Source organism: Flavobacterium sp. N502540 (genome assembly GCF_025947365.1).
Lineage (GTDB): Bacteria > Bacteroidota > Bacteroidia > Flavobacteriales > Flavobacteriaceae > Flavobacterium.
Window position 1 is genome coordinate 3,867,459 of sequence record NZ_CP110012.1, and the last position, 18,399, is coordinate 3,885,857.

Consider the following 18,399-nt stretch of genomic DNA (forward strand, 5'->3'; position numbering starts at 1 on the left):
TGAAGAATTTAATAAACTAACTGATTGTAAAAATGTAGTTTAATTTTTTCTCCGTTTTTTGTTTGTATATTCAGTTTTGGTTTACAAATTATTTTAATAGTTATATTTTATTTTTATAGATGTGACAAAACCTTTTTTCAGTTTGAGTGATAAAATTTATATTTAAATTAATAGAAATCAGCTTACAATAATGAAATGTAGTTTTAATTTTATATTTTCGCAACAAAGTTTAAACTAATTTTTATGTGTAAAAAATTACTATCACCCTTTGATGAGATAAGGAGAGCACTATTTATTTTTTTTCTACTCAATTCTTTCTTTTTGTATTCGCAGGCTACTATACTTACAAATCCAACTAATTCTCAAATTAATTCAGCACTTAATGGTCCAGGAATCGTTATCACTGGGGGGACTTTGAGTGGCGCTGCAGCTATTTCGACTGTAAGGTCTAATCAAGTTGCTACATTTACAAATGGAGTTGCGGGAGCAGGACTGGGGTTAACAAGTGGAGCTTATTTTTCTACTGGAAATGCACCATTTGAGTTAACAAATAGAAACACAGCTAATCAAAGTTCTTATAATCCAGCAGGTGCAACTACTCTTTCAGATCCTAATTTATCAACAATAGACGCAACAGCTACGCGAGATTTGATTTCTTACTCGTTTACAATTACATTGGGGCCTACTGTTTCTGGTCTTAAAATTGGATATCAATTTGGTTCTGAGGAATATCCTGATTATGTAGGATCAAGTTTTGACGATGCCTTTGGTTTTTTTATTACTGGCCCTGGCATTGCGGGTACATTAAATATGGCAACATTGCCAAATGGAAATGCAACATCAATTAATAAGGTGAATTCGGGAGTTCCTGGTTTTAGTGGTTTTCCACCTGTAGCGGCTTATGATGGTACGCAATCTGCTTTGTATACTAATAATGGACACACAACTACGATTTCAGGAGGTAGATATATTACAAATCCTCAACCTCAACCAGGTCCTTTTCCAGTTTTTGTAGAACTTAATGGTTTAACAAAATTGATAACTAGGAACGTAACAGGTTTAACTCCTGGAGCAACTTATACTTTTAAAATTGTTATTGCAGATGCTGGTGATTCATCATTAGATTCAGGTGTTTTTGTTGATTTAATTGAAGGTATAACAAATGCAGATTTAGGTGTAACAAAAGCAACAAGCAGCATGTCTCCGCAAGTTGGGTGTGGTGTTACATTTACATTAACAGCTAGTAATGCTGGACCTAGTAACTCAACAAATACAAAAGTTACAGATTTACTACCTTCGGGATATACATTTGTATCTGCTACGCCGTCTGTTGGAACTTATAATTCAATCAATGGTGTTTGGGATGTTGGGTTGTTAAATATTGGAGCTACACCGACTTTGTCGATAGTTGCTACAGTAAAGCCGTCGGGTGTTTATTTAAACACTGCAAGTATAGCATCGGCAGATATTATTGATATAAATGGAACAAATAATTCTTCTTCTGTAACCCCAGTCCCCACAGCTGCTGTTGTAGCAACTAATACAACAAGCACTGCAGCTATTTGCGAGAACAGTACTAAATCCTTATCAGCTACACCAGCAGGTGGTACCTGGTCAGTTGTTTCAGGAGGAGGGACGATTTCAGGAACTACTTATACACCGGCAGATGTTTCTTCTGATACTTCGGTAACAGTTCGTTATACTGTTGCAGCCAATGGATCCTGTCCAGCGACAACATCAGACGTTACATTTACTGTTAATGTATTTTCAGGAACAGCAACAAATACAACAAGTACTGCAGCTATTTGTGAGAACAGTACCAAATCCTTATCAGCTACACCAGCAGGTGGTACCTGGTCAGTTGTTTCAGGAGGGGGAACGATTTCAGGAACTACTTATACACCGGCAGATGTTTCTTCTGATACTTCGGTAACAGTTCGTTATACTGTTGCAGCCAATGGCTCTTGTGCAGCGACAACATCAGACACTACATTTACTGTTAATGTATTTTCAGGAACAGCAACTAATACAACAAGCACTACAGCTATTTGTGAGAACAGTACCAAATCCTTATCAGCTACACCAGCAGGTGGTACCTGGTCAGTTGTTTCAGGGGGGGGAACGATTTCAGGAACTACTTATACACCGGCAGATGTTTCTTCTGATACTTCGGTAACAGTTCGTTATACTGTTGCAGCCAATGGCTCTTGTGCAGCGACAACATCAGACACTACATTTACTGTTAATGTATTTTCAGGAACAGCAACTAATACAACAAGCACTACAGCTATTTGTGAGAACAGTACCAAATCCTTATCAGCTACACCAGCAGGTGGTACCTGGTCAGTTGTTTCAGGAGGGGGAACGATTTCAGGAACTACTTATACACCGGCAGATGTTTCTTCTGATACCTCGGTAACAGTTCGTTATACTGTTGCAGCCAATGGCTCTTGTGCAGCGACAACATCAGACACTACATTTACTGTTAATGTATTTTCAGGAACAGCAACTAATACAACAAGCACTACAGCTATTTGTGAGAACAGTACCAAATCCTTATCAGCTACACCAGCAGGTGGTACCTGGTCAGTTGTTTCAGGAGGGGGAACGATTTCAGGAACTACTTATACACCGGCAGATGTTTCTTCTGATACCTCGGTAACAGTTCGTTATACTGTTGCAGCCAATGGCTCTTGTGCAGCGACAACATCAGACACTACATTTACTGTTAATGTATTTTCAGGAACAGCAACTAATACAACAAGCACTACAGCTATTTGTGAGAACAGTACCAAATCCTTATCAGCTACACCAGCAGGTGGTACCTGGTCAGTTGTTTCAGGAGGAGGGACGATTTCAGGAACTACTTATACACCGGCAGATGTTTCTTCTGATACTTCGGTAACAGTTCGTTATACTGTTGCAGCCAATGGCTCTTGTGCAGCGACAACATCAGACACTACATTTACTGTTAATGTATTTTCAGGAACAGCAACTAATACAACAAGTACTGCAGCTATTTGTGAGAACAGTACCAAATCCTTATCAGCTACACCAGCAGGTGGTACCTGGTCAGTTGTTTCAGGAGGAGGGACGATTTCAGGAACTACTTATACACCGGCAGATGTTTCTTCTGATACTTCGGTAACAGTTCGTTATACTGTTGCAGCCAATGGCTCTTGTGCAGCGACAACATCAGACACTACATTTACTGTTAATGTATTTTCAGGAACAGCAACTAATACAACAAGCACTACAGCTATTTGTGAGAACAGTACCAAATCCTTATCAGCTACACCAGCAGGTGGTACCTGGTCAGTTGTTTCAGGAGGTGGAACGATTTCAGGAACTACTTATACACCGGCAGATGTTTCTTCTGATACTTCGGTAACAGTTCGTTATACTGTTGCAGCCAATGGCTCTTGTGCAGCGACAACATCAGACACTACATTTACTGTTAATGTATTTTCAGGAACAGCAACTAATACAACAAGCACTACAGCTATTTGTGAGAACAGTACCAAATCCTTATCAGCTACACCAGCAGGTGGTACCTGGTCAGTTGTTTCAGGAGGGGGAACGATTTCAGGAACTACTTATACACCGGCAGATGTTTCTTCTGATACCTCGGTAACAGTTCGTTATACTGTTGCAGCCAATGGCTCTTGTGCAGCGACAACATCAGACACTACATTTACTGTTAATGTATTTTCAGGAACAGCAACTAATACAACAAGCACTACAGCTATTTGTGAGAACAGTACTAAATCCTTATCAGCTACACCAGCAGGTGGTACCTGGTCAGTTGTTTCAGGAGGGGGAACGATTTCAGGAACTACTTATACACCGGCAGATGTTTCTTCTGATACCTCGGTAACAGTTCGTTATACTGTTGCAGCCAATGGCTCTTGTGCAGCGACAACATCAGACACTACATTTACTGTTAATGTATTTTCAGGAACAGCAACTAATACAACAAGCACTACAGCTATTTGTGAGAACAGTACTAAATCCTTATCAGCTACACCAGCAGGTGGTACCTGGTCAGTTGTTTCAGGAGGGGGAACGATTTCAGGAACTACTTATACACCGGCAGATGTTTCTTCTGATACCTCGGTAACAGTTCGTTATACTGTTGCAGCCAATGGCTCTTGTGCAGCGACAACATCAGACGCTACATTTACTGTTAATGTCATTCCAACAACACCAACATTAGGTACGATTATGCAACCTACTTGTGTAGTCGTAACAGGTAGTGTAGTTTTGAATGATTTACCTGTAGGAAATTGGACAATAAACCCAGGTAATATTAATGGAAGTACATCTTCTACAACTATTTCAGGATTACTGGCAGGGTCAACTTTTAATTATACAGTAACTGTTAATGGGTGTTCGTCTGGATCAATAGAAGTAATTATTAATAATTATTTATGTGCATTGACAGAGACTACAGCATCAATTAATGGAAATACGGGAGGTAATAGTACTTCTTTGACATCAAATGATACTTTAAATGGTAATCCAGTAGTTATAGGTACAAATCCGGGTCAAGTAAGTTTGACGTCAGTAACTGTTCCTGCAGGATTAACTTTGAATGCAGATGGTACTGTAACTGTAGCTCCAAATACTGCGGCAGGAAACTATACAGTGGAGTATAAAATATGTGAAATAACGAATCCATCTAACTGTAGTACAGTATCTAGTACTGTTGTGGTAAGTGCAGCAGCAATTGTTGCATTGACAGAGACTACAGCATCAATTAATGGAAATACGGGAGGTAATAGTACTTCTTTGACATCAAATGATACTTTAAATGGTAATCCAGTAGTTATAGGTACAAATCCGGGTCAAGTAAGTTTGACGTCAGTAACTGTTCCTGCAGGATTAACTTTGAATGCAGATGGTACTGTAACTGTAGCTCCAAATACTGCGGCAGGAAACTATACAGTGGAGTATAAAATATGTGAAATAACGAATCCATCTAACTGTAGTACAGTATCTAGTACTGTTGTGGTAAGTGCAGCAGCAATTGTTGCATTGACAGAGACTACAGCATCAATTAATGGAAATACGGGAGGTAATAGTACTTCTTTGACATCAAATGATACTTTAAATGGTAATCCAGTAGTTATAGGTACAAATCCGGGTCAAGTAAGTTTGACGTCAGTAACTGTTCCTGCAGGATTAACTTTGAATGCAGATGGTACTGTAACTGTAGCTCCAAATACTGCGGCAGGAAACTATACAGTGGAGTATAAAATATGTGAAATAACGAATCCATCTAACTGTAGTACAGTATCTAGTACTGTTGTGGTAAGTGCAGCAGCAATTGTTGCATTGACAGAGACTACAGCATCAATTAATGGAAATACGGGAGGTAATAGTACTTCTTTGACATCAAATGATACTTTAAATGGTAATCCAGTAGTTATAGGTACAAATCCGGGTCAAGTAAGTTTGACGTCAGTAACTGTTCCTGCAGGATTAACTTTGAATGCAGATGGTACTGTAACTGTAGCTCCAAATACTGCGGCAGGAAACTATACAGTGGAGTATAAAATATGTGAAATAACGAATCCATCTAACTGTAGTACAGTATCTAGTACTGTTGTGGTAAGTGCAGCAGCAATTGTTGCATTGACAGAGACTACAGCATCAATTAATGGAAATACGGGAGGTAATAGTACTTCTTTGACATCAAATGATACTTTAAATGGTAATCCAGTAGTTATAGGTACAAATCCGGGTCAAGTAAGTTTGACGTCAGTAACTGTTCCTGCAGGATTAACTTTGAATGCAGATGGTACTGTAACTGTAGCTCCAAATACTGCGGCAGGAAACTATACAGTGGAATATAAAATATGTGAAATAACGAATCCATCTAACTGTAGTACAGTATCTAGTACTGTTGTGGTAAGTGCAGCAGCAATTGTTGCATTGACAGAGACTACAGCATCAATTAATGGAAATACGGGAGGTAATAGTACTTCTTTGACATCAAATGATACTTTAAATGGTAATCCAGTAGTTATAGGTACAAATCCGGGTCAAGTAAGTTTGACGTCAGTAACTGTTCCTGCAGGATTAACTTTGAATGCAGATGGTACTGTAACTGTAGCTCCAAATACTGCGGCAGGAAACTATACAGTGGAATATAAAATATGTGAAATAACGAATCCATCTAACTGTAGTACAGTATCTAGTACTGTTGTGGTAAGTGCAGCAGCAATTGTTGCATTGACAGAGACTACAGCATCAATTAATGGAAATACGGGAGGTAATAGTACTTCTTTGACATCAAATGATACTTTAAATGGTAATCCAGTAGTTATAGGTACAAATCCGGGTCAAGTAAGTTTGACGTCAGTAACTGTTCCTGCAGGATTAACTTTGAATGCAGATGGTACTGTAACTGTAGCTCCAAATACTGCGGCAGGAAACTATACAGTGGAGTATAAAATATGTGAAATAACGAATCCATCTAACTGTAGTACAGTATCTAGTACTGTTGTGGTAAGTGCAGCAGCAATTGTTGCATTGACAGAGACTACAGCATCAATTAATGGAAATACGGGAGGTAATAGTACTTCTTTGACATCAAATGATACTTTAAATGGTAATCCAGTAGTTATAGGTACAAATCCGGGTCAAGTAAGTTTGACGTCAGTAACTGTTCCTGCAGGATTAACTTTGAATGCAGATGGTACTGTAACTGTAGCTCCAAATACTGCGGCAGGAAACTATACAGTGGAATATAAAATATGTGAAATAACGAATCCATCTAACTGTAGTACAGTATCTAGTACTGTTGTGGTAAGTGCAGCAGCAATTGTTGCATTGACAGAGACTACAGCATCAATTAATGGAAATACGGGAGGTAATAGTACTTCTTTGACATCAAATGATACTTTAAATGGTAATCCAGTAGTTATAGGTACAAATCCGGGTCAAGTAAGTTTGACGTCAGTAACTGTTCCTGCAGGATTAACTTTGAATGCAGATGGTACTGTAACTGTAGCTCCAAATACTGCGGCAGGAAACTATACAGTGGAGTATAAAATATGTGAAATAACGAATCCATCTAACTGTAGTACAGTATCTAGTACTGTTGTGGTAAGTGCAGCAGCAATTGTTGCATTGACAGAGACTACAGCATCAATTAATGGAAATACGGGAGGTAATAGTACTTCTTTGACATCAAATGATACTTTAAATGGTAATCCAGTAGTTATAGGTACAAATCCGGGTCAAGTAAGTTTGACGTCAGTAACTGTTCCTGCAGGATTAACTTTGAATGCAGATGGTACTGTAACTGTAGCTCCAAATACTGCGGCAGGAAACTATACAGTGGAATATAAAATATGTGAAATAACGAATCCATCTAACTGTAGTACAGTATCTAGTACTGTTGTGGTAAGTGCAGCAGCAATTGTTGCATTGACAGAGACTACAGCATCAATTAATGGAAATACGGGAGGTAATAGTACTTCTTTGACATCAAATGATACTTTAAATGGTAATCCAGTAGTTATAGGTACAAATCCGGGTCAAGTAAGTTTGACGTCAGTAACTGTTCCTGCAGGATTAACTTTGAATGCAGATGGTACTGTAACTGTAGCTCCAAATACTGCGGCAGGAAACTATACAGTGGAATATAAAATATGTGAAATAACGAATCCATCTAACTGTAGTACAGTATCTAGTACTGTTGTGGTAAGTGCAGCAGCAATTGTTGCATTGACAGAGACTACAGCATCAATTAATGGAAATACGGGAGGTAATAGTACTTCTTTGACATCAAATGATACTTTAAATGGTAATCCAGTAGTTATAGGTACAAATCCGGGTCAAGTAAGTTTGACGTCAGTAACTGTTCCTGCAGGATTAACTTTGAATGCAGATGGTACTGTAACTGTAGCTCCAAATACTGCGGCAGGAAACTATACAGTGGAGTATAAAATATGTGAAATAACGAATCCATCTAACTGTAGTACAGTATCTAGTACTGTTGTGGTAAGTGCAGCAGCAATTGTTGCATTGACAGAGACTACAGCATCAATTAATGGAAATACGGGAGGTAATAGTACTTCTTTGACATCAAATGATACTTTAAATGGTAATCCAGTAGTTATAGGTACAAATCCGGGTCAAGTAAGTTTGACGTCAGTAACTGTTCCTGCAGGATTAACTTTGAATGCAGATGGTACTGTAACTGTAGCTCCAAATACTGCGGCAGGAAACTATACAGTGGAGTATAAAATATGTGAAATAACGAATCCATCTAACTGTAGTACAGTATCTAGTACTGTTGTGGTAAGTGCAGCAGCAATTGTTGCATTGACAGAGACTACAGCATCAATTAATGGAAATACGGGAGGTAATAGTACTTCTTTGACATCAAATGATACTTTAAATGGTAATCCAGTAGTTATAGGTACAAATCCGGGTCAAGTAAGTTTGACGTCAGTAACTGTTCCTGCAGGATTAACTTTGAATGCAGATGGTACTGTAACTGTAGCTCCAAATACTGCGGCAGGAAACTATACAGTGGAGTATAAAATATGTGAAATAACGAATCCATCTAACTGTAGTACAGTATCTAGTACTGTTGTGGTAAGTGCAGCAGCAATTGTTGCATTGACAGAGACTACAGCATCAATTAATGGAAATACGGGAGGTAATAGTACTTCTTTGACATCAAATGATACTTTAAATGGTAATCCAGTAGTTATAGGTACAAATCCGGGTCAAGTAAGTTTGACGTCAGTAACTGTTCCTGCAGGATTAACTTTGAATGCAGATGGTACTGTAACTGTAGCTCCAAATACTGCGGCAGGAAACTATACAGTGGAGTATAAAATATGTGAAATAACGAATCCATCTAACTGTAGTACAGTATCTAGTACTGTTGTGGTAAGTGCAGCAGCAATTGTTGCATTGACAGAGACTACAGCATCAATTAATGGAAATACGGGAGGTAATAGTACTTCTTTGACATCAAATGATACTTTAAATGGTAATCCAGTAGTTATAGGTACAAATCCGGGTCAAGTAAGTTTGACGTCAGTAACTGTTCCTGCAGGATTAACTTTGAATGCAGATGGTACTGTAACTGTAGCTCCAAATACTGCGGCAGGAAACTATACAGTGGAATATAAAATATGTGAAATAACGAATCCATCTAACTGTAGTACAGTATCTAGTACTGTTGTGGTAAGTGCAGCAGCAATTGTTGCATTGACAGAGACTACAGCATCAATTAATGGAAATACGGGAGGTAATAGTACTTCTTTGACATCAAATGATACTTTAAATGGTAATCCAGTAGTTATAGGTACAAATCCGGGTCAAGTAAGTTTGACGTCAGTAACTGTTCCTGCAGGATTAACTTTGAATGCAGATGGTACTGTAACTGTAGCTCCAAATACTGCGGCAGGAAACTATACAGTGGAATATAAAATATGTGAAATAACGAATCCATCTAACTGTAGTACAGTATCTAGTACTGTTGTGGTAAGTGCAGCAGCAATTGTTGCATTGACAGAGACTACAGCATCAATTAATGGAAATACGGGAGGTAATAGTACTTCTTTGACATCAAATGATACTTTAAATGGTAATCCAGTAGTTATAGGTACAAATCCGGGTCAAGTAAGTTTGACGTCAGTAACTGTTCCTGCAGGATTAACTTTGAATGCAGATGGTACTGTAACTGTAGCTCCAAATACTGCGGCAGGAAACTATACAGTGGAGTATAAAATATGTGAAATAACGAATCCATCTAACTGTAGTACAGTATCTAGTACTGTTGTGGTAAGTGCAGCAGCAATTGTTGCATTGACAGAGACTACAGCATCAATTAATGGAAATACGGGAGGTAATAGTACTTCTTTGACATCAAATGATACTTTAAATGGTAATCCAGTAGTTATAGGTACAAATCCGGGTCAAGTAAGTTTGACGTCAGTAACTGTTCCTGCAGGATTAACTTTGAATGCAGATGGTACTGTAACTGTAGCTCCAAATACTGCGGCAGGAAACTATACAGTGGAATATAAAATATGTGAAATAACGAATCCATCTAACTGTAGTACAGTATCTAGTACTGTTGTGGTAAGTGCAGCAGCAATTGTTGCATTGACAGAGACTACAGCATCAATTAATGGAAATACGGGAGGTAATAGTACTTCTTTGACATCAAATGATACTTTAAATGGTAATCCAGTAGTTATAGGTACAAATCCGGGTCAAGTAAGTTTGACGTCAGTAACTGTTCCTGCAGGATTAACTTTGAATGCAGATGGTACTGTAACTGTAGCTCCAAATACTGCGGCAGGAAACTATACAGTGGAGTATAAAATATGTGAAATAACGAATCCATCTAACTGTAGTACAGTATCTAGTACTGTTGTGGTAAGTGCAGCAGCAATTGTTGCATTGACAGAGACTACAGCATCAATTAATGGAAATACGGGAGGTAATAGTACTTCTTTGACATCAAATGATACTTTAAATGGTAATCCAGTAGTTATAGGTACAAATCCGGGTCAAGTAAGTTTGACGTCAGTAACTGTTCCTGCAGGATTAACTTTGAATGCAGATGGTACTGTAACTGTAGCTCCAAATACTGCGGCAGGAAACTATACAGTGGAATATAAAATATGTGAAATAACGAATCCATCTAACTGTAGTACAGTATCTAGTACTGTTGTGGTAAGTGCAGCAGCAATTGTTGCATTGACAGAGACTACAGCATCAATTAATGGAAATACGGGAGGTAATAGTACTTCTTTGACATCAAATGATACTTTAAATGGTAATCCAGTAGTTATAGGTACAAATCCGGGTCAAGTAAGTTTGACGTCAGTAACTGTTCCTGCAGGATTAACTTTGAATGCAGATGGTACTGTAACTGTAGCTCCAAATACTGCGGCAGGAAACTATACAGTGGAATATAAAATATGTGAAATAACGAATCCATCTAACTGTAGTACAGTATCTAGTACTGTTGTGGTAAGTGCAGCAGCAATTGTTGCATTGACAGAGACTACAGCATCAATTAATGGAAATACGGGAGGTAATAGTACTTCTTTGACATCAAATGATACTTTAAATGGTAATCCAGTAGTTATAGGTACAAATCCGGGTCAAGTAAGTTTGACGTCAGTAACTGTTCCTGCAGGATTAACTTTGAATGCAGATGGTACTGTAACTGTAGCTCCAAATACTGCGGCAGGAAACTATACAGTGGAATATAAAATATGTGAAATAACGAATCCATCTAACTGTAGTACAGTATCTAGTACTGTTGTGGTAAGTGCAGCAGCAATTGTTGCATTGACAGAGACTACAGCATCAATTAATGGAAATACGGGAGGTAATAGTACTTCTTTGACATCAAATGATACTTTAAATGGTAATCCAGTAGTTATAGGTACAAATCCGGGTCAAGTAAGTTTGACGTCAGTAACTGTTCCTGCAGGATTAACTTTGAATGCAGATGGTACTGTAACTGTAGCTCCAAATACTGCGGCAGGAAACTATACAGTGGAATATAAAATATGTGAAATAACGAATCCATCTAACTGTAGTACAGTATCTAGTACTGTTGTGGTAAGTGCAGCAGCAATTGTTGCATTGACAGAGACTACAGCATCAATTAATGGAAATACGGGAGGTAATAGTACTTCTTTGACATCAAATGATACTTTAAATGGTAATCCAGTAGTTATAGGTACAAATCCGGGTCAAGTAAGTTTGACGTCAGTAACTGTTCCTGCAGGATTAACTTTGAATGCAGATGGTACTGTAACTGTAGCTCCAAATACTGCGGCAGGAAACTATACAGTGGAATATAAAATATGTGAAATAACGAATCCATCTAACTGTAGTACAGTATCTAGTACTGTTGTGGTTAGTGTTATGATACCAGTATCTAAACCAAGTATTGCTTTAGTGAAAACGGCACATTTCAATGATGAAAATGGTGACAGTAATGCAAAAGTAGGGGAGACTATTACGTATAATTTCACCGTAACCAATACAGGAAATGTAGCGTTGACTAATGTTTATATAGTAGATCCGTTAACTGGAATTACCATGACCGGAGGCCCAATAAATTTAGGGGTAGGAGAAGAGGATAACACTTCTTTTACAGGAACTTATTCGATCCTACAAGCCGATATTAATGCAGGAAGTATATCGAATCAAGCCGAAGTTTTTGGAACAAGTCCTGATCATATTGTCGTAAAAGACAAATCAGATGATAGTAGTGTAGAGGGAGATAAACCAACAGTATTATCGCTACAAGGTTGTGTAATTAAAGTATTCAACGCGGTTTCTATAAATGGAGACAGCAAGAACGAGAGATTTTATATTCAGGGATTAGAATGTTATCCTGATAATACGGTTCAGATTTTTAACCGTTGGGGAGTTTTGGTTTTTGATCGTGATCATTACAATAATAATGATATTGTTTTTAGAGGTATTTCTGAAGGACGTGTTACAATCAAAGATTCAGATGGATTACCGGAAGGAACTTATTATTATATCATTAAATACAAAGACAACCAATCCAATCCACATCAGGAGGCGGGGTATTTATACCTGACCAAATAATATTCTGTACTAATAAAATGGCTTAGTCAATAGGCTAAGCCATTCTTTAAAAATAAAATAAATGAAAAAATTAGTTTTAGTTTTATTGTTTTGTTCTACCGCAGGTTTTGCCCAGCAAGATGCGCAGTTTACACAATACATGTATAATACCATCAATATAAATCCCGCTTATGCCGGTTCTCGCGGAGCTATGAGTATTTTCGGATTGTATCGCACCCAGTGGGTTGGATTGGATGGAGCACCCGAAACCAGCAGTTTTTCGTTAAACACACCAATAAACAATAATGTAGGATTAGGAGTATCGTTAGTCAATGATAAAATCGGACCAACAAATGAAAACAATATATCAGCTGATTTCTCTTACTCCATACAAACATCAGCAACCGCTAAACTTTCTTTTGGTATTAAAGGTTCTGCCAATATATTTAAGCTGGATCCTACAAAGTTAAACCCGGAACATCAGGGAGATACCCAGTTTCAGGATTTTCAGAATAAATTCGCTCCAAATATCGGAGCCGGAGTTTACTGGCATACGGATAAAGCTTATGTGGGATTATCCGTTCCTAATTTTATTCAAACTACCCGCTTTGACGATAACGATTATTCCATCTATAAAGACCGTATTAACTATTATTTCATAGCGGGTTATGTATTTAATCTAAATCGTTATGAAACGATAAAATTCAAGCCGGCTTTAATGACTAAAATGGTAGAAGGTTCACCATTACAAGTAGACGCATCGGCAAATTTTATGTTCAACGATAAATTTGTGGTCGGAGTAGCTTACAGATGGAGCGCCTCTTTTAGTGCTTTGGCAGGATTTCAGATAACCGATAGCATGTATTTAGGGTATTCCTATGATCGCGAAACAACCCGATTAGTAAACTACAACTCAGGGTCGCATGAGATATTTCTGCGTTTTGAATTCTTAAAAAATTACAGCCGAATAACTTCACCTAGATTCTTCTAATTATGAAAATAAAAAAAATAGCATATACGGTCTTTCTGTCTTCCGTTTTTTTTAGTGGAATGGCACAAAAGTCAGGTTTAGACAAAGCTGATAAAAATTACAATCAGTATGCTTACATAGATGCAATTGCTACTTACGAAAAGGTAGCAGAAAAAGGATATAAAGAGGAAAAAATGCTCCAACGATTGGGTAACGCCTATTATTTTAATGGCGAGTTGGTGAGAGCATTAAAATGGTACAAAGCTCTTTTCGGAATGAATGATCAACAGGAATTTGAGTATTATTACCGATATGCTCAAACCCTAAAAGCAACTGGAAATTATACCAAAGCCGATAAAATATTAGAGCTTTTCAACCAAAAAGCAAGTACTGATAAAAGAGGATTGTTATTTGAAAAGAATAAAAATTATTTAGAGCAGATAAAAAACAATTCAGGGAGATTTGAAATTGCCGATGCCGGAATTAATTCAAGATACTCAGATTATGGAAGTTCTTTTTTAGATAATAAATTGGTATTTGCGTCTGCCAGAGACACGGGCGGAGTTGCCAAAGCAAAATTTAAATGGACCAATAAATCGTTTACAAATCTTTATTCGGCAGAATTAAACGCCGATGGTAGTGTAGGAATTCCGAAACGTTTTGAGAATAAGATTAATTCAAAATTTAATGAATCGACTCCTGTTTTTACAAAAGACGGATTAACGATGTATTTTACCAGAAACAATTTTCTAAACGGTACAAAAGGGACAGACGACAAGAAGGTCACTTTGTTAAAATTGTATAAGGCAAGTTACATAAAAGGTAAATGGACGAATATTGTTGAATTGCCTTTTAACAGTGATCAATACAGTGTGGCACATCCGACATTAAGTGTAGATGAAAAAAAGTTATACTTTGCTTCAGACATGCCGGGTACTTTTGGACAATCAGATTTGTATAGTGTGACGATTAATACGGATGGCAGTTTTGGTAAACCTGAAAACCTGGGAGCCGCAATTAATACTGAGGGAAGAGAAACTTTTCCTTTTATATCAGGAGACAATGAATTGTATTTTGCCAGCGACGGACGTCCGGGATTAGGAGGACTTGATGTCTATGTTTCGACTATTAAAAATGATTTGACTTTTAGCGAAGTTCAGAATGTTGGAGCTCCTATAAATACAAAAGTGGATGATTTTGGTTTTATAATGGACAGTAAAAGCAGAACCGGTTTTTTCTCCTCCAATAGAGATGGAGGACATGGTTATGATGACGTTTATCGTTTTTCGGAAACCAGAAAATTGCCTTGTGAGGAGATTTTATCAGGAACTGTTATAGATGCCGAAACAAATTTGGTATTAGAGAATGCAAAAGTAAATTTACTGGACAATCAGCTTCAGATAATAGGAGAGGTAATAACCAAAGCCGATGGGAAGTATAGTTTTAAAGTAAACTGCAATAAAGAATACTTTGTTCGCGCTGCAAGACAAGATTATGACACTAATGAATTGCCTAAAGCGATCGATAAAACAAGTTTGACACTGCCTTTGAAAAAAACGCCTCAAAAAGTGGTCGAAAAAACGATTGAAAAATTGATTGTGGGTGACGATTTGGCGAAAATTTTACATATAAAAATGATTTATTTCGATTTAGGTAAATCGATTGTTCGAAAAGAGGCCGCCATTGAGTTAGAGAAAATCCGTCAGGTGATGATTCAAAATCCAAGCATGAAAATTGATGTTCGCTCGCACACAGACAGTAGACAAACACATGCGTACAATGAAAAACTCTCCGACAGAAGAGCTAAAGCAACAGTGGCATGGCTGGTTAAAAAAGGAATAGCTGTTGATCGTATAACCGGAAAAGGGTACGGAGAAACACAATTACTGAATAAATGTGCTGATGGCGTAAAATGTACTACAGAAGAACATCAGGCAAATCGAAGAAGTGAGTTCATTATTGTTTCGATGTAATAAAGAGTTAGCTTTTTTAATAAAGTTGAGTCAATTAAATTGTTATGAAAAGCTGCAAGGTAATCTTGCAGCTTTTTTTTGTGCCGTACAGTCCGGAAGAAGATCCAATTGTATTAAGCTTTTATACAGATTAATTTATATTTTATTTATGACAAAACAGATTTTATTTTTTTAAGAGTGTTAAAACAATTGTTATATTTGATGTAGTTATTTGTTTTAAAATAAATAACATAGCAAATTCCCCTTTTATCAAATCTATAATAGGTTTAGTATATTCTATTATTTAGGGGAGTATCTCACTAACTTTTAAACAGTCTTAAGAAAAAAGAAGATTTATTGTCAGATGAATTTTCTTGGAGACAGAGCTTATTATCAGCCCTCAACAGATAAACTCAATATGCCCAACATTAAGGCTTTTTAAAAGAGGCTTCGTATTACTGAACTTATTTACATGAGTTGACCCATTCCACAAGAGCAAAGAAAAGATTAAATAGTGATTTGACGGGAAGTTTTAGAAGTAAGAGTTATGCTTTTGAAGAACTTATTGTGGAATTGGGTGTTGTCCTTATGTGTTCTGAAGCGAGAATATTATTCCAAACCAAAGACAATTCGGCAAAGTACTTGAAAAGTTGTAACAAAATTGTGGTCAATGAATTGAAAAATTGCAATCGTTTTTTCCTCAAAGTTTCGACACAATCCCAAGAGGATGTCAATTACATATAAGGTAGAAATGCGGATACTGATTCAGCAGAAACACCTAAAGAAGAGGCTAAGTGGATATTTTGGACGAAGTGACCACCTAATTCTGGATGAAAGTGAGCAATATAAATGAACTCAAAAAGGTGTCTAAAAAGTAGTTTAAAATATAAAATCATAAAACTCAAGTCTGTTTATCAGGTTTTTCTCTACTCGTCTGGAACTATCAAAATCGATTTCTTCCATAAAAGCTTTATATCTAAACTTGGCAATATTGATTAATCTTTCTACTTTTCGATTTTCTCTGTCATCATATTCGGAGTTAATTAAATAGGTAATAAGTTCATCAATGGTACTTGCTTTTAAAGTAGTATTAAAGGCTCTAGACATCCCGTAGAGCTTTAATTGTTTCATTTTTTTAACGTTTGATCATTTATACAGTTATTTATTAATGGTTATTATTTGTAATATTCCCGACCTCTGATATTATTATTATTATTATTATTATTATTATTATTATTATTATTATTATTATGTTTGGGTATTTCTTTGTCTTCAATAGTAGGATCTTCATCAATTAAATCTAATCCTTTCTCTAGGATAGATTTGATGATTGGGTAATTGATTTTTTCATAATCCATCGCTCTCTTACAAGCATTGTTTAATCTGTCATTGCCTACTTTATTGGCTAAGCTTAGTACACCGGTACAGGATTTATAAGATTGCTCTGGATGCTGTTTTTTATCTAATATTTGTGTAATAAATGATTTACAAAATTCTCCAACAGAAGTTCCTCATTGGATAAACCTCTCGGGGTTCCACTCTGCCACAAACTGATATGATGTAGGCATGTGTTCTTTATTTGTCGTATAAAGATATTTGGAATAATCTCTGCTATGACAGGCTATTATGCGCTGTCCATGATAAATTTCAACAGTGGTTTTACTGTAAATAATCAAGACCTTCTTACCCATATAAATAAAAGGAACACTGTAGTAGTGTTTGTCTTTGTTGAGATAGACATGACTGGATTTATGGACGGTTGCTTTGGAAAAACATTTAAGCTGATAGGCATTAAGAGGTAAGAATGATAGTGTTTCTTTTTCTATTTCATTAAATAAATCTAATCTGGAGTATTTCCTGCCTTTAAAAGACATTGTATTATGCTTTTCTAAAAGCGGCAAAATAGCATCATTCAAAGCTTCTATAGTAAAAAAATCTTCTTTGCGTAAAGGAGCAAAAATTCTGGTATAAATTATTCTTACTGCATTTTCAACCAGAGCCTTATCTTTTGGATGATAAGCTCTGTTAGGTAGTATCGTAGTTCCGTAATGAGAAGCAAAGTCTAGAAAATATTCCGTTACTAAGGGCTCATATTTATCACTCTTTTTAACAGTAGTTCTTAAATTATCAGTTACAATAGCACTAGGAACACCCTAATAATAGTCTAGCATTTTTACCAGACTTCCTATAAAGTCTTCTTTGTTGTGGGTTCTGGTAGCCTCTACAAAAGTAAGTCCGCTTGCCCCTAGAACACTTACAAAAACTTCTACCTCATAAAGCTCTCCTGTAGATTGGTCAATAACGGATAATTTCTTTCCGTTATAGTCTACAAAAACTTTATCTCCTGCCTTATGATGCATATGCATAGATGGCTTGAGTTTGCCTCGCCAATTTTGATAATGATAGCAAAACTGAGAATAACTGTAACCATCAGGGTAATGTTCCCTATATTCTTCCCAGAGCAAATGGCGGGTAACACCAACTTGCTTTAACTCTTTTTCTATCGTGGGAAATAAGGATTCTAAAACTATGTTTTTTTCTGGAGCGGGTTTTATCTGGCCATCAAAGAGTTCTTCCAGATCTTCATTACTAAGACCTGATAACTCTTGATAGGTAAAAGAATTTTGATGAAATGATTCAATATATTTCTTTACAGTATTGCGCGACAAATCTAATTGTCTGCTTATTTGGAGCTTACTTACTCCTTGAGTATATAAACGTAATAATTGCAAAATGTTTCTCATATCTAGTCGTTTATTTGCCATATCTTTTGTTTTAAAAACAAGTAAGATATTCTTTGCAAACATGGCTTTTTGAGGTGGTCACTTTGAACCGGAGTCAATTGATCTCTTTTACCGGAATAGGGTGGTCACTTTTACC

The 18,399-nt window shown here is 36.8% G+C and carries 7 protein-coding genes; 4 read left to right on the forward strand and 3 right to left on the reverse strand.

Annotated features, from left to right (window positions below):
* Positions 1-243: 243 nt before the first annotated feature.
* The 4 genes from OLM58_RS16320 (at position 244) to OLM58_RS22160 (ending at position 16,263) form a co-directional block, all read left to right on the forward strand.
* Positions 244-12,618, forward strand: coding sequence for a choice-of-anchor L domain-containing protein (locus OLM58_RS16320; RefSeq protein ID WP_264529716.1), 12,375 nt, complete (start codon positions 244-246; stop codon positions 12,616-12,618).
* Between the two features lie 61 nt (positions 12,619-12,679).
* Positions 12,680-13,588, forward strand: coding sequence for a type IX secretion system membrane protein PorP/SprF (locus OLM58_RS16325; RefSeq protein WP_264529717.1), 909 nt, complete (start codon positions 12,680-12,682; stop codon positions 13,586-13,588).
* 2 nt (positions 13,589-13,590) lie between these two features.
* Entirely contained in the window at positions 13,591-15,540 is a 1,950-nt protein-coding gene (locus tag OLM58_RS16330) for an OmpA family protein (protein WP_264529718.1), read from the forward strand.
* 498 nt (positions 15,541-16,038) lie between these two features.
* Positions 16,039-16,263 (forward strand): zincin-like metallopeptidase domain-containing protein, encoded by a 225-nt coding sequence (locus tag OLM58_RS22160; RefSeq protein WP_413614500.1) that lies wholly within the window; start codon positions 16,039-16,041, stop codon positions 16,261-16,263.
* 135 nt (positions 16,264-16,398) lie between these two features.
* On the opposite strand, the gene OLM58_RS16335 is transcribed toward OLM58_RS22160, so the two are convergent.
* The 3 genes from OLM58_RS16335 to OLM58_RS16345 form a co-directional block, all read right to left on the reverse strand.
* A complete protein-coding gene (locus OLM58_RS16335) occupies positions 16,399-16,650 on the reverse strand; it encodes an ATP-binding protein (protein WP_070908644.1) in 252 nt (83 codons plus the stop codon).
* 380 nt (positions 16,651-17,030) lie between these two features.
* On the reverse strand, positions 17,031-17,435 hold the full coding sequence (locus OLM58_RS16340; RefSeq protein WP_264529719.1) for a Mu transposase domain-containing protein: 405 nt from the start codon (positions 17,433-17,435) through the stop codon (positions 17,031-17,033).
* A 237-nt stretch (positions 17,436-17,672) separates the two neighbouring features.
* Positions 17,673-18,326: a helix-turn-helix domain-containing protein gene (locus tag OLM58_RS16345; RefSeq protein WP_230001308.1), complete on the reverse strand. Its 654-nt coding sequence runs from the start codon at positions 18,324-18,326 to the stop codon at positions 17,673-17,675.
* Between the last annotated feature and the right edge of the window lie 73 nt (positions 18,327-18,399).